This window comes from Pseudoclavibacter sp. VKM Ac-2888, assembly GCF_015351285.1.
Taxonomy (GTDB): domain Bacteria; phylum Actinomycetota; class Actinomycetes; order Actinomycetales; family Microbacteriaceae; genus Pseudoclavibacter.
The window spans coordinates 1,937,950-1,960,780 of the sequence record NZ_JADKSM010000001.1; the positions used below are offsets into that span (position 1 = coordinate 1,937,950).

17 protein-coding genes are annotated in these 22,831 nt (G+C 70.3%); 6 read left to right on the forward strand and 11 right to left on the reverse strand.

Going from position 1 to position 22,831, the window contains the following annotated elements; all coding sequences use genetic code 11:
* Positions 1 to 45 precede the first annotated feature (45 nt).
* The 5 genes from ITJ61_RS09185 (at position 46) to ITJ61_RS09205 (ending at position 6,200) form a co-directional block, all read left to right on the forward strand.
* Positions 46 to 1,734, forward strand: coding sequence for a sugar ABC transporter ATP-binding protein (locus ITJ61_RS09185; protein WP_194686009.1), 1,689 nt, complete (start codon positions 46 to 48; stop codon positions 1,732 to 1,734).
* The gene (locus ITJ61_RS09190; protein ID WP_194686010.1) at positions 1,731 to 2,750 is read left to right on the forward strand and encodes an ABC transporter permease; all 1,020 of its coding nucleotides are present in this window, start codon (positions 1,731 to 1,733) and stop codon (positions 2,748 to 2,750) included. Before ITJ61_RS09185 ends, ITJ61_RS09190 begins: the two co-directional genes overlap by 4 nt.
* Positions 2,747 to 3,781, forward strand: coding sequence for an ABC transporter permease (locus tag ITJ61_RS09195; RefSeq protein ID WP_194686011.1), 1,035 nt, complete (start codon positions 2,747 to 2,749; stop codon positions 3,779 to 3,781). The genes ITJ61_RS09190 and ITJ61_RS09195 overlap by 4 nt, the downstream gene beginning before the upstream one ends.
* A gap of 274 nt (positions 3,782 to 4,055) precedes the next feature.
* Positions 4,056 to 4,469 carry a RidA family protein gene (locus ITJ61_RS09200; protein WP_104244985.1) on the forward strand — a complete coding sequence of 138 codons (414 nt, stop codon included), beginning with the start codon at positions 4,056 to 4,058 and terminating at the stop codon, positions 4,467 to 4,469.
* A gap of 156 nt (positions 4,470 to 4,625) precedes the next feature.
* Positions 4,626 to 6,200: an AMP-binding protein gene (locus ITJ61_RS09205; RefSeq protein ID WP_219820172.1), complete on the forward strand. Its 1,575-nt coding sequence runs from the start codon at positions 4,626 to 4,628 to the stop codon at positions 6,198 to 6,200.
* Positions 6,201 to 6,353: 153 nt separating this feature from the next.
* Here ITJ61_RS09205 and ITJ61_RS09210 read toward each other — a convergent pair whose 3' ends face one another.
* The 10 genes from ITJ61_RS09210 to ITJ61_RS09255 all read right to left on the reverse strand — a co-directional run bounded on the left by ITJ61_RS09210 (position 6,354) and on the right by ITJ61_RS09255 (position 18,517).
* Positions 6,354 to 7,382: a LacI family DNA-binding transcriptional regulator gene (locus tag ITJ61_RS09210; RefSeq protein ID WP_323744324.1), complete on the reverse strand. Its 1,029-nt coding sequence runs from the start codon at positions 7,380 to 7,382 to the stop codon at positions 6,354 to 6,356.
* Entirely contained in the window at positions 7,379 to 8,599 is a 1,221-nt protein-coding gene (locus ITJ61_RS09215; protein ID WP_104244997.1) for a fumarylacetoacetate hydrolase family protein, read from the reverse strand. Before ITJ61_RS09215 ends, ITJ61_RS09210 begins: the two co-directional genes overlap by 4 nt.
* A 682-nt stretch (positions 8,600 to 9,281) precedes the next feature.
* Positions 9,282 to 10,076 (reverse strand): enoyl-CoA hydratase/isomerase family protein, encoded by a 795-nt coding sequence (locus tag ITJ61_RS09220; protein ID WP_194686012.1) that lies wholly within the window; start codon positions 10,074 to 10,076, stop codon positions 9,282 to 9,284.
* Positions 10,073 to 11,338 carry an extracellular solute-binding protein gene (locus tag ITJ61_RS09225; protein WP_194686013.1) on the reverse strand — a complete coding sequence of 422 codons (1,266 nt, stop codon included), beginning with the start codon at positions 11,336 to 11,338 and terminating at the stop codon, positions 10,073 to 10,075. The genes ITJ61_RS09220 and ITJ61_RS09225 overlap by 4 nt, the downstream gene beginning before the upstream one ends.
* On the reverse strand, positions 11,335 to 12,753 hold the full coding sequence (locus tag ITJ61_RS09230; protein WP_194686014.1) for a CaiB/BaiF CoA transferase family protein: 1,419 nt from the start codon (positions 12,751 to 12,753) through the stop codon (positions 11,335 to 11,337). Before ITJ61_RS09230 ends, ITJ61_RS09225 begins: the two co-directional genes overlap by 4 nt.
* A 98-nt stretch (positions 12,754 to 12,851) precedes the next feature.
* Entirely contained in the window at positions 12,852 to 14,039 is a 1,188-nt protein-coding gene (locus ITJ61_RS09235; protein ID WP_323744325.1) for an aldose 1-epimerase family protein, read from the reverse strand.
* Positions 14,036 to 14,791 (reverse strand): SDR family NAD(P)-dependent oxidoreductase, encoded by a 756-nt coding sequence (locus ITJ61_RS09240; protein ID WP_194686016.1) that lies wholly within the window; start codon positions 14,789 to 14,791, stop codon positions 14,036 to 14,038. The genes ITJ61_RS09235 and ITJ61_RS09240 overlap by 4 nt, the downstream gene beginning before the upstream one ends.
* Positions 14,792 to 14,962: 171 nt before the next feature.
* Positions 14,963 to 15,877 carry a sugar phosphate isomerase/epimerase family protein gene (locus tag ITJ61_RS09245; protein ID WP_104298177.1) on the reverse strand — a complete coding sequence of 305 codons (915 nt, stop codon included), beginning with the start codon at positions 15,875 to 15,877 and terminating at the stop codon, positions 14,963 to 14,965.
* A gap of 69 nt (positions 15,878 to 15,946) precedes the next feature.
* Complete coding sequence (locus tag ITJ61_RS09250) at positions 15,947 to 17,092, reverse strand: Gfo/Idh/MocA family oxidoreductase (RefSeq protein ID WP_323744326.1); 1,146 nt, start codon at positions 17,090 to 17,092, stop codon at positions 15,947 to 15,949.
* A 279-nt stretch (positions 17,093 to 17,371) separates the two neighbouring features.
* Positions 17,372 to 18,517: a mandelate racemase/muconate lactonizing enzyme family protein gene (locus tag ITJ61_RS09255; protein ID WP_194686017.1), complete on the reverse strand. Its 1,146-nt coding sequence runs from the start codon at positions 18,515 to 18,517 to the stop codon at positions 17,372 to 17,374.
* 122 nt (positions 18,518 to 18,639) lie between these two features.
* Between ITJ61_RS09255 and ITJ61_RS09260 the strand changes: the two genes are divergently transcribed.
* On the forward strand, positions 18,640 to 19,371 hold the full coding sequence (locus ITJ61_RS09260; RefSeq protein WP_104244939.1) for a FadR/GntR family transcriptional regulator: 732 nt from the start codon (positions 18,640 to 18,642) through the stop codon (positions 19,369 to 19,371).
* Positions 19,372 to 20,533: 1,162 nt separating this feature from the next.
* Here ITJ61_RS09260 and ITJ61_RS09265 read toward each other — a convergent pair.
* Complete coding sequence (locus tag ITJ61_RS09265; protein WP_228496637.1) at positions 20,534 to 22,459, reverse strand: amidohydrolase; 1,926 nt, start codon at positions 22,457 to 22,459, stop codon at positions 20,534 to 20,536.
* Between the last annotated feature and the right edge of the window lie 372 nt (positions 22,460 to 22,831).

The following is a 22,831-nucleotide window of genomic DNA, read 5'->3' on the forward strand; positions in this document are numbered from 1 at the left end:
GCCGCCAGCTCTCACTCGAACCGATCAGCGAGGACACATCGAGTCATGAATGCAAGTGAAGTGGGCGCCGCGGACGCCGCCGCGGCGCCCGGGCAGGCGGAAGCCACCCGGCCGGCACGCACCGGGAACGCGGGGTCGGGCGAGGCGCTCCTCGTCGCGACCGACCTGGTGAAGAGCTACGGCCCGGTCAAGGCCGTGCAGGGGGTGAGCTTCGTCTGCCACCCCGGCGAGGTGCTCGCCCTCGTGGGCGAGAACGGCGCGGGAAAGAGCACCGTCGCGAAGGTGCTGGCGGGCGCGGTCACCCCCACGTCCGGCACCATCACGGTCGAGGATGCGCCGCTCGCCTCAGGGAGCGTGCGACTGTCGCGTCGTTCCGGCGTGCGCTGCGCGTTCCAGGAGCTGGCGCTCGTGCCCGAATGGACCGTCGCCGAGAACCTGAGCCTCCCGGACGGGGCGCCGCTGCGCGGCTTCTCGCAGAAGAAGGCGATCGGCGCGGCGATCGCCCTGCTCGATTCGCTGGACCTCCCACAGATCGACCCACGGGCGCTCGTCTCCGACCTCTCGCTCGCCAACCGGCAGCTCGTCGAGATCGCACGCGCCTTCGCCGGCGAGCCGAAGCTGCTCATCCTCGACGAGGCGTCATCCGCCCTCACCCCTCCCGGTGTCGAGTGGCTGTTCACCCGCATCCGCGAGCTCACGGCACGAGGCGGCAGCGTCATCTACGTGTCGCACCGACTCGGGGAGATCGCCGAGATCGCAGACCGCGGCATCGTGCTGCGCGACGGCGGACTCGCGGGAGAGTTCTCGCGCGGCTCCTGGACCGACGACGAGCTCATCTCGCTCATGGCCGGCCGCAAGGCCGAGCGGTTCTTCCCCGACCCGCCCGCCCGGACCCGCGAGGGCGACGTCCTCGACGTGGAAGGGCTGCGCGCCGAAGGCGTGCACGGCATCTCCCTCACCATCGGCGCCGGCGAGATCGTCGGCATCGGCGGCCTCGCGGGGCACGGGCAGGCTGAGCTGCTGCGCGCACTGTTCGGCGCATCCGCCGCCACGGCAGACTCGTGGACGATCGACGGCGAGTCCGTCACCCGCCTCACGCCCGTCCGCGGCGTGCGCCGCGGCCTCGGCTACGTGCCGGAAGACCGCAAGAAGGAAGGGCTCGCGCTCGAGCTCGGCGTCGGAGAGAACCTCCTCGCGCCCTGGTTCAAGGCCTGGCAGCTCGGCGGCAAGCCACGGCTCGCCCGCGAGCGCGGCTGGCTCGACGGCGTGCTCGCCGCCCTCTCCGTGCGAACGCGCGGCCCCCTCGAAGCGGCCGGCTCGCTCTCCGGCGGCAACCAGCAGAAGCTCGTCTTCGGCAGGTGGATGAACCGCTCCCGGTCCGTCATCCTGCTGCACGACCCCACGCGCGGCATCGACGTGCGTGCCAAGCAGGAGCTGTACGGCGCGATCGTCGACCTCGCGAAGCAGGGTGTCGGAGTCCTCTGGTTCTCCACCGAGGTCGAGGAGCTCGTGCATGTGTGCCACCGGGTGCTCGTGCTCTACAACGGGCAGATCACCGACGAGCTCGCCGGTGAGCGACTGACCGCGGATGCGATCGTCGGCGCCGCTGTCGGCGTGACGGGCAGCATCCAGACCGTCTCGGCCGCCGAGCTCGAGGAAGCGGCGAGCGAAGCCGCGAAGACGCCAACGCGCGGCAGGGCAGCGCGCGAGAAGACAGCGAGGAGCAGCAGATGACCGCCACCGTCACCCCGCCGCCGGCGCAGCCGGTCACCCGGGCCGTCGCGCGCCGACAGGGACTCGTCAGGCTGCGACGCGAGGGCGCGTTCGCCCCCGCCGCGGCGTTCGTCGTGTTCCTGATCGTCTACCTCATCATCAACCCGGAGCTGCTGACGCGCTTCCAGCTGCAGACGGCCGCGAACCTCGTCGTGCCGCTCGCGTTCGTCGCGCTCGGCCAGCTGCTCATCGTGCTCGTCGGCGGCATCGACATCTCCATCGGCGCGATCATGAGCCTCTCCAACGTGGTCTTCGCGGCCCAGACCGAGGTCGTGCCCATCCCCATCGCCGTGCTCCTCGGCCTCGCGACCGGCCTCGCCTGCGGCCTCTTCAACGGATTCCTCGTCTCCTACGGGGGACTCCCCGCCATCGCGGTGACGCTGGCGAGCGCCTTCATCTTCGGCTCGCTCGCCCGCGAGGTCATGGACAGGCCGGGCGGCAACATCACCACCGAGTTCCACCTCGCGACGAGCGGCGAGGCCATCCCCTTCGTGCCCGTCGCCCTCGTCTGGCTGACCATCATCGCCGTGCTGCTCTGGTTCGTCCTGCAGCGCAGCGCCCTCGGCAGGCACATCTACGGCGTCGGATCGAACATGGACAGCATCCGCGCCGCGGGCCTCAACGCCCGCCTCACGAAGCTCGCCGCCTTCGGCATCGCCGGCGTGCTCACCGCCACGGGTGCCATCATGCTCGCCGGCTCCACCATGACCGGCGACCCGCGAAGCGGCGACCCCTACCTGCTCTCCTCGATCGCCGCCGTCGCCCTCGCCGGCGCCAGCTTCACGGGCGGACGCGGCAGCATCCTCGGCACCATCCTCGCCGGCATCACCCTCGGCCTCATCGGCAACCTGCTCTTCTTCGCAGGCATCAACTCGTACTGGCAGTACGTCATCTCGGCGCTCATCATCGTCTCGGTCGTGGGCATCCCCGTCGTCTGGCGAAAGCTGTCGTTCGCTCGGAAGGGAGCACGGTCATGACCGCAACAGTTCCGGCCGCAGTCGGCAACGCGGGGACGGCAGGCGCGGGAGCCCCCGGCCCCGGCGACCACGAGGTCGAATACGCGCCGTCCAAGTCGCTGCTCGCGCGAGTCCCACGCAGCGTGTGGCCGCTGGTCGCGTTCCTCGTGCTGTTCCTCATCGGCGGCATCATCCGCCCGAACCTCATCACGATCGAGTCGCTCATCGGCACGGCGACCTTCGCGATCATCCTCTCCATCGCCTCGTTCGGGCAGACGTTCGCCGTCATCCAGGCCGGCATCGACCTGTCCGTCCCCAACACGATCGCGTTCTCCGCGCTGTCGTTCCTCGCCATGGTCGGCCCCCTCGGCCCGTTCGGCGCGTTCCTCGGCGCGCTCCTCGCAGGCGCCGTCATCGGACTCCTCAACGGGCTCGTCATCGCGAAGCTCGGCCTCACCCCCATCGTCACGACGATCGCCATGAACGGCCTCCTGTTCGGCGTGATCCTGCTGCAGTTCAACTTCTCCGAGCTGACGCAGATCCCCGACTTCATCACGGCGATCACCTCCGCGCAGATCAGCGTCCTCGGCCTCTCCATGGCCGCGGTCCTCCCCCTCGGACTCGTGCTCATGGTCGTGCTGCAGCTCGTCCTCAGCTACACCGGATGGGGACGCTCCCTCTTCCTCGTCGGTGCGGCCCCCGAGACGGCGAGGCTCGCAGGCCTCCCCGTCGACCGCATCCGCATCACCGGGTACGTCATCTCGGGCATGCTCGCCGCCTTCGCCGGCATGGTCATCGTCGGCTACTTCCAGCAGGCGTCCGCGACCATGGGCGACAGCTACCTGCTCTCCTCCGTCGCCGCAGTCGTCGTGGGTGGAGCATCCATCTTCGGTGGCCGAGGATCGGTGGTCGGCACGGTCGGCGGCGCGCTCGTGCTCGGCCAGGTCGCGACGCTCGTCACCGTCCTCAACCTGGGCTCCAACGTGCAGCAGCTCATCTACGGCGCCATCATCCTCGTCGTGATCTCCCTCTACGGACGCAAGCGCGGCTAGCCCGCATTCCGCCTCGCTGGCGCAGAGTTGTGGCCTCCTGCTGTTCCCGCCCCCGGGAGCGACAGGAGGCCACAACTCTGCCGCGGGGTGGTGCGGCGAGGACTCCCCTCGCCGCAGCCCTGACCGTTCGCCAACCTCGCGTGCCGGCTGCGTCGCCCCCAGAACGTGGGTACGCTCTCTGTGCTCCGGAAGTCCGCGAAGCGCACCTCCCCGTCGCACCGCCGACCCGAAGCGTCTCCCCCGTCCGACCAGCATCCAGCGCAGGAGAACACCCGTGTCGACCTTCGTCTCCCTCATCCGAGCCAGCACACTCAGCGACGCCGCCGAGTACGCCTACGCCTCCGCCGTCGAGCCCAGCGCCCGCCTCATCTTCCCCGCCGGCGCCTGCCCGCTCAACGACGACGGCACGACCGCCGCGATCGGGGACTACGCCGGGCAGGCAGCCAAGTGCGTCGAGAACCTGCGCGTCGCCCTCGCCGAAGCCGGGGCCGAGCTCAGCGACGTCGCCAGCACCCGCGTGCTCGTCGCATCCACCTCGCAAGCCGACCTCGTCACCGCGTGGGAGGTCGTCCGCGACGCGTTCGGCGACCACGACGTCCCGAGCACCCTCCTCGGCGTCACCGTGCTCGGCTACGACCACCAGCTCGTGGAGATCGAAGCCGTGGCCGCCGTCGCGCCTGCGGAGTAACCCGCCGTCGGCGTCCTCCTGAGCGGGTCGCTGGGGTTGCTCCCATCTGCGGTCAGCAGTATGGGCAGCGGGTGCGAGACGTGCACCCACCTGACAGGCGCGGACGGGCGCAATCCGCCCGCCGTGCCGCCCGCGTATCGATCAAAGGAGATCGCCGTGTTCAAGAGCCCCTACCCAGACGAGCAGATCCCGAACGTCTCGGTCTTCGACTTCCTCTTCTCCGAGCTCAGCGAAGCGGATGCCGCCCGCACCGCGATCGTCGACGGCACCACCGGCGCCGAGACGACCTTCGGGACCCTCAAGCAGCACATCGAGCTCATCGCGGGCGCGCTCGCCGGGGGCGGGCTCGGACTCGGCGACGTCGTCGCCCTCCACTGCCCGAACGTGCCCGCCTTCGCATCGGTGTTCCACGGCATCCTCCGCTCCGGCGCGACAGCCACCACCATCAACGCGCTCTACACCGCGGAGGAGATCGAGACGCAGCTGCGCGACTCCGGCGCGAAGCTCCTCTTCACGGTGAGCCCCCTCCTCCAGCAGGCGCACGCCGGCGCCATCGCCGCCGGCCTCGAGCAGGACGCCATCATCGTCCTCGACGGCGCAGAGGGCTACCACGACCTCCGCGAGCTGCTCGGCGCGGGACTCCCCGCCCCAGAGGTGAGCTTCGACCCCGCCACGCACGTCGCCGTGCTCCCCTACTCATCCGGCACGACGGGCAAGCCGAAGGGCGTCATGCTCAGCCACACGAACCTCGTCGCCAACGTCGTGCAGACCTACCCCGTCCTCGACGTCGAGGACGACGACGTCGTGCTGGCGCTCCTCCCCTTCTTCCACATCTACGGCATGACCGTGCTCCTCGACATCGCCATCAAGAAGCGGGCCAGACTCGTCACCATGCCGAAGTTCGAGCTCGGCGAGTTCCTCCGCATCATCGAGACGCATCGATGCACGTACCTGTTCATCGCGCCGCCCATCGCAGTCGCCCTCGCGAAGCATCCGCTCATCGACACGTTCGACCTGTCGAGCGTGCGGTCCGTCTTCTCCGGAGCAGCCCCCATCGACGCCGCCCTCATGAAAGCCGTCGCCGACCGCATCGGTACCCGCACGAGGCAGGGCTACGGGATGAGCGAGGCGAGCCCCGTCACGCACGTGCTGCCGCCCACGGAGACCGGCATGTCGCTCGGGTCCGTCGGCGTGCCCATCGCCAACACGGAGGTGAAGCTCGTCTCGGTCGACACGGGCAAGGAGATCGACGCAGTCGAAGACGGGCAGAGCGAGCCGGGCGAGATCTGGGTGCGCGGACCCCAGATCATGCTCGGCTACCTCGGCCGCGACGACGCCACCCACGAGGCGGTCGACAGCGACGGCTTCCTGCACACCGGCGACATCGCCACGGTCGGCCCACTCGGCGAGTTCACCATCGTCGACCGGCTCAAGGAGCTCATCAAGTACAAGGGCTACCAGGTCGCGCCCGCCGAACTCGAGGCGCTGCTGCTCACGCACCCCGACATCACCGACTCGGCCGTCGTCGGGGCGCTGGATGCCGACGGGCAGGAGATCCCGAAGGCATTCGTCGTGCGCCGCGAGGGCTCGCCCCTCGACGAGGCGGGCGTCGAGGCCTTCGTCGCGGGCCACGTCGCGCCCCACAAGAAGGTGCGGGCCGTCGCGTTCATCGACGTCATCCCGAAGTCGGCCTCGGGGAAGATCCTTCGCAAGGACCTCCGCGGCCGCTGACGCGCGCGAGCGCCGCGCCCGCCCGCGCGCGCCGAGAGCTGAGTTGTGGTCGTCAAGACGGCCGCAAAACGACCACAACTCAGCCCTCGGCGAGAAGAGCAGCGCGAGGGGGAAGTGCGCGGGCGGGGAGGGGGGAAGGGGGCGCGGCGGGGGCTAGGCGCTCTCGCGGGCCACGATCTCGAAGCCGAGGTCGACCGTCTCCCCCTGGGGAGCATCCGCGCCACCACGACTCATGCGCGCCAGCAGCAGCTCGCCCGCCTTCGTGCCGATCTCACGGTTCGGCACAGCCACCGTCGTGAGCGTGGGCGTGAGGTGCGACGACAACTCGAAGTCGCCGAACCCCGTCACCGCGAGCTCACCCGGCACGGAGACCCCGCGGCGAGCACACTCCAGCACGGCACCCGCCGCGAAGACATCGCTCGCGAACATGAGCGCATCGGTCTCGGGATGCTCGCGGAGCGCCGCGTCGAGCAGGTCACGGCCAGTCTCGAGGTCCACCGACGCGACCCCGGAGTCGACGACCCGCACCGGCTCGCCCAGGTACAGCTCGGCGACCGAGGCCTCGAAGCTCTCGCGTCTCGCCGCGGCGCGGAAGTCGCCGGACTGGAAGGAGCCCGCGAACGTCGGATGCTCGTACCCCTTGCCCTGCACATACTCGACGAGCGCGCGGATGGCGTCCTCGTTGGAGAAGCCGATCAGGTTGTCGACGGGGTTCTCGCTCGAATCCCACGCCTCGACGACGGGGATCCCGGATGCACGCAGCAGCGTCGATGCCGCATCCGTGTGCTGGGCGCCGACGATGAACATGCCATCCGGCCGACGCCCCAGGAACGCGCGGACGAGCTCCTCCTCATGCTCGGGGCTGTACCCCGTCGTGCCGATGAACAGCTGATAGCCGAACGGCGAGAGCATCGCCTCCAAGCCGTGCAGCGCATCCGCGAACACGGACGCGGAGATCGACGGGACGATCGCAGCGACGGTCATCGACCGGTTCGACGCGAGGTTCGACGCGGCCAGGTTCGGCACGTAGCCGAGCGCGCCGATCGCCGACTGCACCCGCTCGAGCGTGTCAGCGGACACCAGCTCCGGCGTCCGCAGCACCCGCGACACCGTCTGCGGCGAGACGCCCGCAGACGCGGCGACGTCGGTGAGCGTCACCTTCTGCGTCGACCGCCTGGTCACAGCAGCCTTCTGGCCGCCAGGTTGCGCATGAGCGCTGCGATCCCGAATGTCCACGGCGCACACCCCTCACTGCTCTGTACCTGGCCCACCAGACTACCGAGGGCAGGTGAGGAGATGCGCACGACGTCCCCGGCGTGGTGCGTGAAGCCGTGGTCGGGCTGATCGCGGTCGACGATGGGCGCGAACATGGTGCCGAGCATCAGCACGGCCCCGTCCGGGTACTGGTGGTGGGGGCCGAGCAGCTGGGCGGCGAGGTCGGCGGGGTCGCGGGAGATCTGGGCGAGGTCCGACGACCCGTGCAGCGTGAAGCCGTCGAGGCCCACGATGTCGAGCTCCACGGTCATCCCCCGCACCGAGTCGAGGTCGAAGTCGCCGTCGAACAGACGGATGAACGGGCCGAGTCCGCACGACGCGTTGTTGTCCTTCGCCTTCGGCAGCAGCAGCGCCGAACGGCCTTCGATGTCGCGCAGGTTCACGTCGTTCGCGAGCGTCGCGCCCACGATCGCGCCCGTGGATGCGATGAGCAGCGCCACCTCCGGCTCCGGGTTGTTCCACTCAGAGGAGGAGTGCACGCCCACCTGGACGGCCGTGCCCATCGCGGACAGCGTCGGGCCCTTCGTGAAGATCTCCGCGTCGGGTCCGATGCCGACCTCGAGGTACTGGCTCCACAGGCCCTCTCCCACGAGGTACGCCTTGAGGGCCGTCGCCTCCTCCGAACCTGGCTTGAGGCTCGCGAGGTCCGTGCCGATCTCGGCGAGGATCTGCTCGCGCATCCGTGCCGCCGCCTCGATGTCGCCGCGCACCCGCTCCTCGATGACCCGCTCGATCATGGAGACCGCGAACGTCACGCCGGCTGCCTTCAGCACGTGGAGGTCGACGGGGGCGAGGAGCCACGGCTTCGACTCGTCGCGGGTGTCGGGCTCCGTGTTCGCGAAGAGCTCCTCGAGCGACCCAAGGCTGGGCGCATCCGTTGCCGCAGCCCGCACGGCCGCGGCCGGGTCGGGGGCCTCGGTGATGTCGCTCACCGTCGCGAACGTCCGGCTCAGGTCGAGCACGCCCGCCTCGGTCACGAGAACCGGAGACGGGCCGCCGACGGCCGGGTCCCAGACGCGACCGACGAGAGTGCCGGTCGTGCCGTCGGCCGGGAGCGCCTGGGCTGCGCTGCCCGACCATCCTGCTGCCGCCTGCTGGCCTGCTGCCGTCTGCTGCGATGTCATGTGAGCTCCTGAGGTTCTGGTCGTGAAGATTGTCGTGGGGCGTGGGGCGTGGGTCTCGGGTCTCGGGTCTCGGGTCTCGGGTCTGCACGCCACCCGATTCGGGACGGGTTTCACGCTTCGGGACGGTTTGCATCCCATCCCGAGGCGTGAAAGCCATCCCGAATCGAAAGTGGGCGGGTCAAGCGAGGTCCTCGAGTTCGGGCCGGAGGTGGCGTGGCGTGCGGTGGCGTGGCGTGGCGTTCCGTGGCGAGGCGTGCGGTGGCGAGGCGTGCCATGCGCCACCCGATTCGGGACGGGTTTCACGCTTCGGGACGGTTTGCATCCCATCCCGAGGCGTGAAAGCCATCCCGAATCGAAAGTGGGCGGGTCAAGCGAGGTCCTCGAGTCCGGGCCGGAGGTGGCGTGGCGAGGCGTCGCGTGGCGTGCCGTGCGCCACCCGATTCGGGATGGGTTTCACGCTTCGGGATGGTTTGCATCCCATCCCGAGGCGTGAAAGCCATCCCGAATCGAAAGTGGGGTGGGGGCTGGTGGGGTGGACGAGGACTCGGAGACGGGACGGGACGGGACTGGACGGGACGGGACGGGACGGGACGGGACGGGATAGACGAGACGAGACGAGACGAGACGAGACGAGGTGCGGCGGGGTGGGACAGGACGTGCGGCAGCATGACGCGAGCCGTGGCTAACGGCGGCGGAAGGTGCCCTGGCGCTTCTCGGCGAAGGCGGCACGGCCCTCGTCGGCGTCGGCGGTCGCGAAGGTGATGGTCTGGAGGTCGCGTTCGTAGGCGACGGCCGCGTCCTGGCCCATGTTGAACGAGGCGCGGAGGTTGGCCTTCGCCGTCTCGGCGGCGATGGGCGGGCGGGATGCGATGGTCGCGGCGAGCTCACGGGCGCGTGCGAGCAGCTGCTCCCCCGGCAGCACCTCGGAAACGATGCCCCAGGCGTGTGCCTGCTGCGCGGAGATGGGGTCGCCGGTGAGGAGCATGAGGGCGGCGTTGCTGGCGCCGGCCGAGTGGGCGAGGAAGGAGGCCATGCCGCCGCCGCCGATCCAGCCGAGCTTGATCTCTGGGGCGGCGAGCGACGCGGTGTCGGCGGCGAGGCGGATGTCGCAGATCATGGCCGTCTCGAGTCCGCCACCGAAGGCGTAGCCGTTGATGGCGGCGATGATGGGCTTGCGCAGCGCTCGGAGTGCGTCGCAGTAGTCCTCGCGGTTGCGGAAGTCCCACGGGGTCGCGTACTTGTCGAGGGAGCGGATGTCGCTGCCCGCGCAGAACGAGCGCTCGCCGGCCCCGGTGAGGATCACGACCCGCACGTCGTCGCTCTCGTTGGCCCAGGTCGCGACGCTGACGAGGGCGTCGGACATCTCCTGCGTCACCGAGTTGAGCTTCGCGGGGCGGTTGATGGTGACGGTCGCGGTGAAGCCGTCGAGGTCGACGAGGATCTCGTCGGTCTCCAGCTGGGGAACGCTGCCGGTCATGGGGTGACTCCTGAGGTGGTTGGGGCGGCTGGGTGGATGCGCGCGGCTGGGGCATCGATGCGCGTGGATGCAGCGAAGGCCGCATCCAGCGCGTCGAGGCACCGCTCGGCGGGGGCTGACGAGGCTGCAGCGTCGATCGACGAGGAGGCGTCGCCGAGCAGCGCGTCGCGGAGCAGCGCGGACGCCGCGGTCTGGAAGGCGATGTACCCGTCGTAGCGGGGCCGCACCCAGGACTCTTCGATGGTCGTCGCGGTGTTGGCGTAGAAGTCGTGCGAGGCCTCGTTGACGGCGTCGTCGTGCCAGGCGGAGCGGAGGCCGGGCTGGCCGTCGTGCTCCGGGATGAAGGTGCGCTGCGTCTCTGCGTCGAGCAGCCACGCGAGGTGGGCGGTGAGCTCCGGGGTGACGCGGCAGCGTCTCGAGATGGCGATGCCGGTCCCGCCGATCGTGGAGCCGAGGCGGGCGGAGGTGCCCCAGCGGGGTGCATCCCGGAACTGGAGGGTGGGTGAGGAGGAGGTGACGTAGCCGTAGACGAGCGGCACGTAGGCGAGCGAGTCGGTGCTGCTCATGCGCTCGAGGAGGGCGATGGGGTTCTCGCTGTGCGTCGCCGCGGGTGAGCGGCGGGCGATGGTCGCGAGCAGCTCGAAGGCGTCGCGGGCGAGGCGGCGGGAGGAGAAGAGGGAGCCACAGTCGGGGGCGTCGGCAAGCGGCGCGCCAGCCCCCGCGAGCACGGACGCGAAGGTGAGGAAGGCGTGGGGGCCAGCCAGCGAGAGGGCCACGCTGGTGCGCTCCGAGAGGGCGAGGACGTCGTCCCAGGTGGTCGGAATCTCGCCCGCGAGGAGGTCGGCCCTGGCGGCCGAGACCTGCGTCGCGGCGTCGAGCGGCAGCGCCCACTGCGAGCCCTGGAGCGAGTAGGAGGTGAAGCTCGGGCCGATGGCGTCGGCGGCCACGCGGTCGAGCAAGGCGGCGTCGAAGATCTCCTCGAGCGGCACGAACGAGCCGCTCGCGAGCGCTTCGCCGAGGTGGGGGTGGTCGAGCACGATGAGGTCGTAGCGCTCGGCCAACTCGGCGATGGGGGCCGATTCGAAGCCTTCGAGCGGATGCGCGTCCCACTCGATCAGCGCCTGTCGGCTTCCAGGGGCTGCGGCGGTGAGCGTTGCCGCTGCTTCGAGCGCGTTCCGGCCGCGGGGGTGGTCCCAGGTGAGGCCCCGGTAGCGGGCCCCGCCCGTGCTGGTGTCCGGGGAAGACGGCGAGCTCTCGCTCATGATCGTTCCCCGGCGGCTTCCGCGTGGGCCGGCGCCGGGGCGGCCGCGGGGGCGGCCGCTGCGACACTCTCCGGTGCGCCCTGTCCCGGCAGCGCCGCGTCCGATCCGCCCGGCAGGACGGCGCCGTCGGCGAGCACGGCCCCGTCGAGGTGCTCCTGCACGTTCGTGAGGGTGTCGCGCACGGCGATGGCGCCGCGCTCGGCGAGCTCAGTGATGTGCGCGGCGGCGTGACCGAGCTCGCCCAGGATCTCGCGTGTGTGCTCGCCGGTGAGGGGCGCGCCACGGTCGATGCGGGCGGGCGTCTTGGAGAACTTGTAGGGGAACCCCGGGGTCTTGACGAGCCCTTCGGTCGGGTGCTCGTATTCGACGAAGGTGCCGTTGTGCGCGATCTGCGGGTCGGCGACGAGGTCGGCGTAGCCGTACACGGGGCCGGCCCAGATCGAGGTCTTCGAGAAGGCGTCGAGCCAGTGCGCGCTCGTGTCGGTCGCGAGGCGGGCGGCGGTCTTGGCGAAGACCTCGTCGCGGAGGCGCCACGAGTCGTCGAGCGTGTGGAGGCCGATGAAGCTGTCCTCCCCGATCGTGCGGCCGAGCTCCTCGAGGTCGGGCATTGCGAGCACGATGAAGCCGTCCGAGGTCGCGAAGGAGCCGTAGGGCGAGCGGATGTAGACGTGCGCGTGCGGTTCGGCGCTGCGCTGCTGGGGCACACCGCCTGCGGTGAACACGGACAGCTCCTGCATCTGCAGGGTCGTGATGGCGTCGAGCATGTTGACGGTCACGAGCTGACCTTCGCCCGTGCGCTCCCGGTGGAAGAGCGCCGCGAGCACGCCTTCGAAGGCGGTGGATGCGGTGATGGCGTCCACGAGGTACTGGCCGGCGGCCTGCGGGGGTTCGCCGTCGCGGCCCGTGGAGAGCATGGCACCGCTCATGGCCTGGAGCAGAAGGTCCTGGCCTGGGCGCATCTTGTAGGGCCCGTCTTCGCCGTATCCGGAGACGGACACGTAGACGATGCTGGGGTTGATGGCGCGCAGCGTCTCGTAGTCGACGCCGAGGCGGGCGGCGACGCCCGGCCGGTAGTTCTGGAGGAACACGTCGCTCGTGGCGACGAGCTCTCGCAGCACTTCGCGGCCGTCGTCGGACTTGAGGTCGAGCGCGATGGAGCGCTTGTTGCGGTTGAGGGAGAGGAAGGAGACGTTGATCTCGTTGCCCGCCGCGCCTCCGGCCGGTGCGTGGCGCTGCCATTCGCCTGCTGGTGGTTCGACCTTGATGACGTCGGCGCCGAGGTCGCCGAGGCGCTGCGCGGCGAAGGGGCCGGCCATGGCGATCGAGCAGTCGAGCACACGGATCCCGGAGAGGATCCCACCGCCTGCCCCGGAGTCTGCTTGGTGGGTGTCGCTGGTGCCGTCTGCGCCGCTCATGGTGTTCCTCGTTTCGGTGGATGCGCCGCTGGCAGCGCTAACATGTTCAGTGTAGGACGCCCGGAGCCAACCTCGTCGTCAGCCCCGGGCATGGAGGTTCATTCCGGCTGATCGCCGATAGCGCGAATAGCGGCCTCGGCCGCGCTCGTCTCCGCGACACCGTCGAGCACGCGGATCGTCGTCGAGTAGCTGCGCGACTCCCCGTGCTCGAGGAACAGGGCCGTGCCATCCTGGCGCGAAGCCGCATCCCCGGACACGTGGTGCGTGCTCGGCTCGAGCCCGATGCCGTACTGGCCGCTGCGCAGGTTCTGCCACTCGAAGAAGTGGGGCATGCCCGCAGCCTCCCAGCTCAGCTCGATCCCCCGCTCGCCACCGGCCGTGATGAGCGCGACGCGGTGCCTGCCGTCGTCGCCGACCACGAGCTCATGCTCGGTGACCTGCTCCACGAACCCGTCGATCGGAGCGGGCATGACCCGGTAGCTCGCGCCCTGCTCGGCCACCGAGTCCGACTGCCAGAGGTGCTTCGTGATGGGTGCGACGAACCTCGCACCCTCATCCAGGAAGGGCCAGCCGACGTTGATGTGGTACAGGAACATGTGAGGCGTCGGGTCGAACCCGAGGTTGTCGACGACATCGTCGAAGCGCACCTCGCGACCGTCGAAGTCGAGCTCGATCGTGCGCGTCAGGCGCAGATGCTCGCCGAACGCCGTCGCCTGGATCACCTCGCCGACGACCCGCAGCACCACTCGACCGTCACGCTCGAGCTCACGCGCCTCGAGCAGCCGCGCCGGAATCGCGGTCAGCCGCCCGTGCAGCCCGTGCGTGACGGTCTGCTTCGGCGGGTAGTTGTAGCGGGTCGCATCCACCTCGCCGCCGAAGAGCGTGTGGTCGAGGCCGCCGGAGACGAGCAGCCCATCGAGCGCCCGCAGCCAGGAGAGCCCGCCCTCGTCGTTGTGCTCGTGCAGGCCGGGATGCCGGAACCCGTTGCCACTGCGCCACCCGATGGGGGCACCGCGGAAGCGCATCGAGCCGAGGTCGAACGCCCGGTCGACGAGCACCTCGAGCTCGAGGCCGGCGGAGGTGCGCAGGTCGATCGCCCGCACGCCGCGCTCCACGCCGTTGTCGAGCACCACCTGGCGGATGCCCGCCACGGCGGAGAGGTCGCCCGTGCGCCTGCGGAGATCGGCGATCGACAGCTCGGCGCCGAAGACGTCGACCCCGTCCGTGCCACCGGCGCCCGCCGCCCCGGTCCGTGCCGCCGCCCCTGAAGTCTGCTGCTCGCTCACATCATCACCCATCCGCCATCGACGTTGATCGTCTGCCCGGTCACGAAGCTCGAGTCCTTGCCCACCAGGAAGGAGATGACGCTCGCGACCTCGTCAGGGTCGCCGCGCCGCTTCAGCGACTGGTGGTCGAGCACGAACTGCGTGTACTGCTCGGGGTTCTCGTGGATCTCCTCGGCCTTCGTCGGGAACGCCCCCGGAGAGAGGAGGTTCACGCGGATCCCGAACTCGCCGAGCTCACGGGCGAGGGCCCGCGTCATGGCGACGGCGGCACCCTTCGTCGTGACGTAGCTCGCGAGCTTGTCCCATCCGCCGCTCCACGTGATGGAGCCGATGTTGACGATCGCGCCGGTGCCACGCTCGCGCATGAGCTCGGCCGCCGCCTGCGCCGCCACGAAGTAGCCGCGCTGGTTCACCGCGACGACGTCGTCGAACTCCTCCACCGTGATGTCGAAGAACGGCGTCGGCGGGTAGATCGCGGCGTTGTTGATGAGCGCGTGCACGGGCCCGAACGCGGTCTCAGCCTCGCGCACGGCCGCCTTGATGGCGGCGGCGTCGCGCAGGTCGACTTCGAGCACGTAGGTGGGGATGCCCGCAGCCCGCAGCTCGTCCGCCGTCTCCGCCAGCGTCGCGCCGCCTCGACCGAGCACCGCGACGGCGTAGCCGTCGCGCCCGAGTCGCAGGGCGGTGGCCCGTCCGAGAGATCCGCCTGCACCGGTCACGATCGCGACCGGCTTCTCACCTGTTTCCGTCATGGTTCCTCCGGCCGAAGCCCGTTGTTGTCTGCTGACCCTGCGTGCACCGCTGCCCGCCCCGACCAATCTCCGTGACAACTCGGCCGGACGCCACCCTCTTCGGGCGATCCGGCTCGAGTCATCACGGAAGCTGACCGCTGCGCGCCGCGCCCCGACGGGCGCGAGCGCCGGCTAGATCGAGTACTTGCGCAGGATGTCGTCGATGAACTTCTTCGCGCGCGGGATGTCCGACTCATCGAGGTGCTCGATGATGAGCGGCGCGTTCGGGCTGCGCTCCGCGAGTCGCTGCAGGTACAGCTCGTAGTCGAGCGAGCCGAGGCCCGCGGCCGGCAGCTCGATCTCGCCGACGCCGCGGAAGGTGTGCGACGCGAGTGCGTCGTCGTCGCCGATGTCGGCGTGCTTCTCGCTCTTGTCGTCGCCCGCCCGCTTGACGTCCTTGGCATGGGCGACGCGCACCTTGTCGGCGAGCGTGTCGAAGACCTCGTTGAGCACGCCAGCCTGGTCGTCGATGTTCGACGCGTCGAAGTAGTTGGTCGGGTCCATGAGCAGCTCGATGCCGGGCGAGCGGATGTCGTTGAACACGCGCACCGTCTCGCGGACCGAGCCGATGACGTTGTTGACGTACGTCTCGAGCAGGAAGATCGAGCCGTGGTCGTACGCTTCCTGGGCGAGCTCGGCGAGCACGTCGCGCACCTGCTCGTAGGCGTCCTCGGTCTTGTTGTGCGGGTCGCTGTCCCACTCGCTGTCGGGGTTGAAGGTGCCGGACTCGCTGATGACGTACGGCGTTCCGAAGGAGCGCGCGTTGCGGATGATCTCCTTCAGGTAGTCGACGTTCGCGCGGCGGTGGTCCGGGTCCGGGTGCACGATGTTCGTGTATCCCGAGATCGCCGAGATGGGGAGGTTGTTGTCGCGGAAGGTGTCGGCGACGAGCTTCGCCTTCTCCTTCGTGATCTGGCCCGCCGTGAGGTCGAGGTCCTTGAAGTGCAGGTCGAGCTGGACGGTGTTGAAGCCGAGCTCGCGCGCCTTCTGGGCGGTGGTCTTGAGGTCGTAGGGGAAGTATCCGCTGAAGATGCCGACTTGGATCATGAGCTTCTTTGCTCCTTCGCTTGGGGCCGTTGGCCCGTGAGGGGTGGTGAGTGGATGCGGGGGTCGAGGTCAGAGGGGGAACTCGTCGAGGCGCACGGGGCGCCGTTCGGCGATGGAGCGGTAGCCGGCCTCGATGAGGGCGACGGTCTTGACGTTGTCTGCGACGGTGAGGGCGGGCTCGCTGCCGGTCTCGACGGCGTGCTGGAGCTGCTCCATGACGCCGATGAACGCGTGCGGGAACCAGTGCGTGTCCCAGGTGGGCGTCACCCACTTGCCGTCGGTCGACGGTCCCCCGTCGGCGCGGGCGGCCGAGGCGTACGTGATGGTCGACGGCGTGCCGCTCGGCCAGCCGATCGTGCCCTTCGCGACGCCGCGCGTCCCCTCCACTCGCCAGGTGATGGAGAAGTCGTCGTCGAACCCCTCTTCGCGCGGGCCGCCCCACACGTCTTCCGTCGAGAGGGCGAGGAGCCCGCCGGGGAAGCGCAGGGTGGAGACGACGATGCCGTCGGTGTGCGGGAACCGGGTGCGGGGGTCGGAGCGGGTGACGGTCATGATCTCGTCGGGGTCGCCGAAGAGGAAGCGGAGGACGTCGAGGTGGTGCACGCTCATGTTGGCGAGCGTGAGACGGTCGTAGCCCTCGAGGAAGCCCTGCCAGTGGGGCACGGCCTTCATGTCGATCTCGACGAAGACGGGCTCGCCGAGCTCACCGCGCTCGAGGAGCTGCTTGAGCACGCGGATCGACTGGTCGTAGCGCATGTTCTGGTTGACGGAGAGGATCTTGCCGGCAGCCTGAGCCTCGTCACGGAGGGCGATGGCCTCGTCGAGCGTGAGGGCGAGGGGTTTCTGGGCCAGCACCGCCTTGACGTGCGGCTGCGCGAGGGCCTTGCGGATGAGCGCGGGCTGCAGGTCGGGCGGGTACGCGATGTCGACGACCTCGACCTCGGGGTCCTCGATGAGCTGCTCTGGGGTGTCGTGCACGGTCGGGATGCCCCACCGCTCGGCGACGCGCTGGGCGTTGGCCTTGGTTCTGGAGGCGATCGCGACGACGGGGAAGCCGGCTTCGCTGTAGGCCGCGAGGTGCTGGTCTGCCATGATGGCGCCAGCGCCGATGGCGCCGATCTTCGCGGAGCGGGCCCGCACGGGGCCGTCCGGCAGGAGGGCGGCGCTGCCGACCTCGGCCTCTCCGGCCTGCGTTTCAAGGGAACTCGTGGACACTGCGACTCCTTCGCGCCGTTGCGTGAGCGTGTGCGAACCGGATGGGAACCCGGTCTATGTGAGCGCTACTGGTAGCGCTGCCATTGCACCTAATCTACCGATGCGACGACCCCGCCGCAAGTCCTCACGGCAGGTTCTTCGCCCGCCGATGTGATCGCATCCCACAGGCACCCCCACCGCGCAGAGTTGTGACCCGACGCGCTCGTCCTGACCGCCAGCGACACCTGCCCACAACTCTCGCGCGCCAACCGCAGCGCCCGCCGCACACCAGGCGCCAGCTCAGCGCTCGACGCCATCGAGCACGACCCGCAGCCCAGCACGAGACGGGCGCATGTGCGGGCCGGCCGGATCCGCCCAGCCGCGCCCCGCATCCACGATCGCAGACTCGTCGATGCTGATGCCGGACCCAACCTGATCCCCGAGCACGATGCCACCGTCGGCGAACTCCTGATCGACGCTCATGCCGTGGGCCCAGTGCAGGGCCTGCACCTCGGTCGTCAGGTGATTCGGCACCGCGGTCATGGCGGCGGCGACGGCCGGATTCGTGTTGTAGCCCACCGGGCTCACGGGGAGGTTCCTGGCATCCGCCGCGTAGGCGAGGCGGAGCACGTGCGTGACCCCCCAGATGGCGCCAGCCTGCACGATGTCGGGCGCCCCCGCATCGAAGAGCGGACGGAACTGGTCGACGCCCGTCAGGTTCTCCCCGGTCGCGACCGCCGCGCGCACCGCCGCCGACAGGCGCGCGTGACCGAGCGCATCCCAGCGCCGCAGCGGCTCCTCGACCCACAGGAGGTCGATCTCGCTCTCGATCGCGGAGACGTACCTCACCGCCTGCTTCACCTGCCACGACTCGTTGGCATCGAGCATGAGGCCCGGACTCGGGGTGTTGCGAGCGAGCACGCCGCGCAGGAGCCGCAGCCGACGCAGATCGGCGACCGGGTCGACGCCGCCCTTGAGCTTGCCGGCGACGTAGCCACGCTCCGCGAAGTCCTCATAGAAGGAGACGAGCTCGCCGTCGTCGAGTGCGATGTCGAGACCGGATGCATACCCGGGCACGAACCTGTCGCGTCCGCCGAGCAGGCGCCAGAGGGGCTCGCCGGCGAGCTTCGCCTTGAGGTCCCAGAGCGCGGCATCGAGCGTCGCGACCCCGCCGTAGGTGGCACCCGCGTGACCGGACTTGAAGACCTGCGCGAGCATCCGGTCGAAGAGCGCCGAGACCCCTCGGGGGTCTTCCCCCTCGATCGCCGGGAAGAGCCTGGCGACGTCGGCGTGCGAGCCGATGCCGACCCCCTCGACCCCCTCGTCGGTCTCGAGGATCACGATCGGGACGTCGGTGACTGCGGCGCGGATGTGGCCGTTGACGTCGCCGATCGACCGCCCCCAGTCGTGCCGGGTGGTGAGCAAGCGGAAGCCGGTGATCTTCATATCGTCCTTGATCTTCAGATGGGAGATTCAGCATACATCACATGATTTATTCGTCATACGTTTTTTCTGGCTTTTGCTCGTGTGCGCGGATTCGCGGGCCACTTCGTGACTACAATCACCGCATGTCCAGCACCACGACGCCCCGGCTCGGCACCCACCGCACGCCCGCCGCGAGGCTCGGCGTGCAGGTCGTGCACGACCTCGTCTCCGCCATCGTCACCGGAGAAGTCGCACCAGGCGACCTCCTCCCCACCGAGACCGAGCTGTGCGAGAACTTCGGCGTCAGCCGCACCGTCATCCGCGAGTCCATGAAGCGCCTCGAGGAGAAGGGGATGGTCTCCGTCGTGCAAGGACGCGGAACGCAGATCGCCCCGCAGTCCGAGTGGAACATCCTCGACAAGGTCGTGCTCGGCACCATGATCGAGAACGACGAGACGCTCGGCATCCTCGACGAGCTCGCCGTCGTGCGCGGGCAGCTCGAGTCGAGCATCGCCGCGGCCGCCGCCACGAGCCGGAGCGACGACGAGCTGCGCGTCATCCACGACCACCTCGAGACCATGCACGCCACCGCCGACGAGCGCGACGCGTTCGCCGCCGCGGATGTCGCCTTCCACTTCTCCGTCATGGACACCGCCGGCGACCGCCTCGCCTCCGGCATCGCCCGCAGCCTCTCGAAGCGCGCCGGTGAGAGCAGCCGCTACTACGGCGCTCCGGGTGCCGACGCCGTGCGCCTCACCCTCGAAGAGCACGAGCGCGTCTACGCCGCCATCGAAGCCGGCGACAGCGAGGCGGCCGCCAGAGAGATGCGCGAGCACATCGCGCTCGCGTGGGAGCGGCGCCGCATCCGCGACTAGCGCGGCCGGCCCATGGGGCTCGCGCGGGCGCGGGCGCGGGCTCGGGCTCGGCGGGCCCTGGCTCGGGCTCCACTGCGGCAGCAGCAGCGGCAGCGCGCCCCGGAGTTGTGGCCAAGTGCTCCCCACGCCGCCCCCAACCGCACCCCGCCACAACTCCGCGGACGCGGACGGGGACGCGAACGCGGACGGGGACGCGGACGCCACCCGGACGCCTCTCAGACCCCTCCCGCAGAGAGTTGTGGGGAGATGCCGCTAACCCCGACCCCAACCGCACCAAGCCACAACGCTGTGGGCGCCGCGTCGGGTCCACCGACCTCGGAGCCCGAGCTCCAACGGCGAGCGTCGAGCGGCCAGCGGCCAGCGGCCAGCGGAACCTATCCACTCACACCAGGAACCTGGACGCTCGGAGAGTTGTGGCCAAGTGCTCCCCGCCCAGGCCCCAAGCGCACCAAGCCACAACTCCGCGGACGGGGACGCGGACGCCACCCGGACGCCTCTCAGACCCCTCCCGCAGAGAGTTGTGGGGAGATGCCGCTACCCCCGACCCCAACCGCACCAAGCCACAACGCTGCGGGAGCGGACGCGGTTCCACAGAGCGCGAGCGATCAAAGAGTTGTGGGCAAGCGCTGCCTATCCCGCCCCCAACCGCACCAAGCGACAACTCTGTGGGCGCCGAGTCGGGTCGGGTTCACCGACCTCGGAGCCCGAGCTCCAACGGCGAAGGGCGAGCAACCAGCAGCCAGCGGCCAGCGGCCAGCGGAACCTGTCCACTCACACCAGGACCCAGGACGCTCGGAGATTTGTGGGCAAGTGCTCCCCACCCCGCCCCCAACCGCAACGAGCCACAACTCCGCGGACGCGGATACGCACGCGGACGAACCCCGGCCGCCACGCAGACGCCCCTCCAGCAGAGAGTTATGGGGAGATGCCGCTAACCCCGGCCCCAACCGCACCAGGCCACAACTCTGGCGGGCCGGCGCGCGCGGCCCGGCGCGCAAGACTCGGCACGCAACCGCGCGCGGTCCGGCCCAGCCCGCGAGAATCCGCACGCGAGACCCGGCCCGCCAGGACCGGCCCCGCCAGGCCCCGCACGCGAGACCCTGCCCGCCAGGCCCGGCCCCGCCAGGCCCGGCCCGGCCCGGCCCGGCCTGGTCCGCGCGACTCAGCAGCCGTGCCCCGTGTGGCCGCGTGCCGCGTGGTGGACGTGCGGCGCGGGGTCGCTGGCGTGCGCCGCGGCGAGGAACTCCGGCAGGTCGACGCGCGCCCCATCCACCCACGTTCCGAGGACCTGCACACGCTCCGCGAGGTAGCGGGGCGTCACCTCGTACGGGTCGGCGCTCAGCTCCACGAAGTCGGCGAGCTTGCCCACCGCGATCGATCCGACGAGATGCTCCCGGTGGAGGGTGCGGGCCGCGTCGATCGTGTGGGCCTTGAGCGCCGCATCCACCGAGATCGCCTGCTGCGGGGCGTGGATGCGCCCGCTGCTCGTGCGCCGGGTCACGGCAGTCTGCACGTTCAGGAGGGGTGCCGGCGGGGACACGGAGCCGTCGTTGTGCAGCGACACCACGACCCCCGCCTCGACCGCCTCGGCGAACGCCTGCCAGCGCGCGCCGTGCTCGGGCGCGAACATGTGCCCGTCGAGGAGGTCGCCCCAGAAGTAGTACTGGAACGGCGCGAGCGAGACGTGGACGCCGAGGCGCGCGGCCCGCTCGAACTGCTCGCGGCGCCCAGCCCCCGCGTGCTCGATGCGCCAGCGGTGGTCGGCGCCGAGCAGACCGTGCTCGGCGAGCGCGCGCTCGTAGGCGTCGAGAGCGAAGTCGATGGCCAGGTCGCCGTTCGCGTGGAACGACATCTGCCAGCCGAGCGGCGCGCAACGGTCGAGGATCGCATCCACCTGTGCTCGCGAGTAGTTCATGGCGGATGCGCCACCCGCCGTCGCGGGGTCGATGCCCGCTCGCTCGGTCGCCTCGCTCGCGACGTAGGGGAAGGAGGTGGCGACGTTGCCGATCCACGGGGACCCATCGGTCCAGAGCTTCACGCCCTGCTTGACGAGTCGCTCCTCCCCCGCGGAAAACGTTGCGGAAGCCCCCGGATCTGCGGCGGTCGACACCTCCCACAGGCTCACGCGCAGCGGCGAAGACGGCATGACGGCGAGCGCCTCGTAGGCGGGGGCGAGGTCGGCGGAGAACGTCATGTCGGACGTCGAGGTGATGCCGGCGCGCGCCATGAGGGCGTAGTACTCGGCTGCGCTGCCGAGAGGGTTGCCGCCGAGCTGCTGCATGACGGGCCCCAGCACGGCCGTGTTGGCGGGGATCTCGTACGAGATGCCGGTCAGGGCGCCGTCGGCGTCGCGCGCGAAGGATCCCCCGATCGGGTCGGCGGGCGGATGCGCGTCCCAGCCGCGACTGCGGATGAGCGCCGACGTGAACGAGCAGGCGTGCCCCGAGTTGTCGACGACCACAGCGATCCGGTCGCCGAAGATCTCGTCGAGGTCGGCGGCCGTCGGGGCCGGGCGACCGTGCAGGAGCGCATCGAAGCCGTTGAAGAGCAGGGGAAGACCCGCGTCGTTCTCCGCCATCGCCTGCGAGAAGATGCTGAGCACGTCGCTCCAGCGCGGTGCCTTCCACGGCGCGATCGACAGCGCAGGCAGCTGCGTGGCGAGTCCGCTCAGGAACGGGTGGCTGTGCGGGTCGATGAAGCCGGGCATGAGCACGGGCGCGCCGCTATCGAGCACCGGGGCGCCCGGCAGAACCTCCGCGCACTCGGCGAGCGTGCCGACGGCGACGATCTTCGCGCCGGCGACCGCGACCGCGGATGCACGCGGCAGCTGCGCATCCATCGTCACGATCGTGTCGGCGGTGAGGATGAACGCTTCAGCGTCAGCGAACGCGGGAACGGGCTGCCCGGAGTCGGGCACCGCGGGAACGTGCTGTCCTAGAACGGGGTGCCCGAGAACCTGCTGCTCCGGAACAGGCTGCCCGGGAACGGGCTGTCCCAGAACAGACTGCCCGGAGTCGAGCACCGATGGTGAGCTGGACGCGGGTGAGGGCACACCCGCGGTCTCGTCGGGGGCTTCTGGCTCGGGCATGCGACTCCTTCGGGCGTCGCCCTTGGTGACGGGCGACGAGTGCGGGGTGGAGCTCGGGGCGGAGCAGGCGCCTCGCGGCGACGCCACCAGTATGCCGCGCACCGGCATCGCTCCCGCGCGCGTCGCTTCTCCCGAACTCGCGCTGGCGACCGCGCCGTCCGCACCAAGCCGTGCGCACCAATCACCCCGCACCCCGCCATCCCCCCAACCCGCGCCCGGGCATCCGGCGTGCCCGCCAAGCTCGGCACGCACGCCCAAAGCGGACTTGTGGTCGTCAAGAACGCGCCAGGACAACCACAACTCAACTCTGGGCAAGCGGGGGAAGCACACGAGGCCTGAGCAGAAGGAGGCCCGCGCAGGCCGGGCGGACCA

Coding starts and splice junctions, on each gene's coding strand:
- ITJ61_RS09185 (WP_194686009.1), top strand. CDS start 46: ATGAATGCAAGTGAAGTGGGCGCCGCGGACGCCGCCGCGGCGCCCGGG.
- ITJ61_RS09190 (WP_194686010.1), top strand. CDS start 1,731: ATGACCGCCACCGTCACCCCGCCGCCGGCGCAGCCGGTCACCCGGGCC.
- ITJ61_RS09195 (WP_194686011.1), top strand. CDS start 2,747: ATGACCGCAACAGTTCCGGCCGCAGTCGGCAACGCGGGGACGGCAGGC.
- ITJ61_RS09215 (WP_104244997.1), bottom strand. CDS start 8,599: ATGACATCGCAGCAGACGGCAGCAGGCCAGCAGGCGGCAGCAGGATGG.
- ITJ61_RS09220 (WP_194686012.1), bottom strand. CDS start 10,076: ATGACCGGCAGCGTTCCCCAGCTGGAGACCGACGAGATCCTCGTCGAC.
- ITJ61_RS09225 (WP_194686013.1), bottom strand. CDS start 11,338: ATGAGCGAGAGCTCGCCGTCTTCCCCGGACACCAGCACGGGCGGGGCC.
- ITJ61_RS09230 (WP_194686014.1), bottom strand. CDS start 12,753: ATGAGCGGCGCAGACGGCACCAGCGACACCCACCAAGCAGACTCCGGG.
- ITJ61_RS09240 (WP_194686016.1), bottom strand. CDS start 14,791: ATGACGGAAACAGGTGAGAAGCCGGTCGCGATCGTGACCGGTGCAGGC.
- ITJ61_RS09245 (WP_104298177.1), bottom strand. CDS start 15,877: ATGATCCAAGTCGGCATCTTCAGCGGATACTTCCCCTACGACCTCAAG.
- ITJ61_RS09255 (WP_194686017.1), bottom strand. CDS start 18,517: ATGAAGATCACCGGCTTCCGCTTGCTCACCACCCGGCACGACTGGGGG.
- ITJ61_RS09260 (WP_104244939.1), top strand. CDS start 18,640: ATGTCCAGCACCACGACGCCCCGGCTCGGCACCCACCGCACGCCCGCC.
- ITJ61_RS09265 (WP_228496637.1), bottom strand. CDS start 22,459: ATGCCCGAGCCAGAAGCCCCCGACGAGACCGCGGGTGTGCCCTCACCC.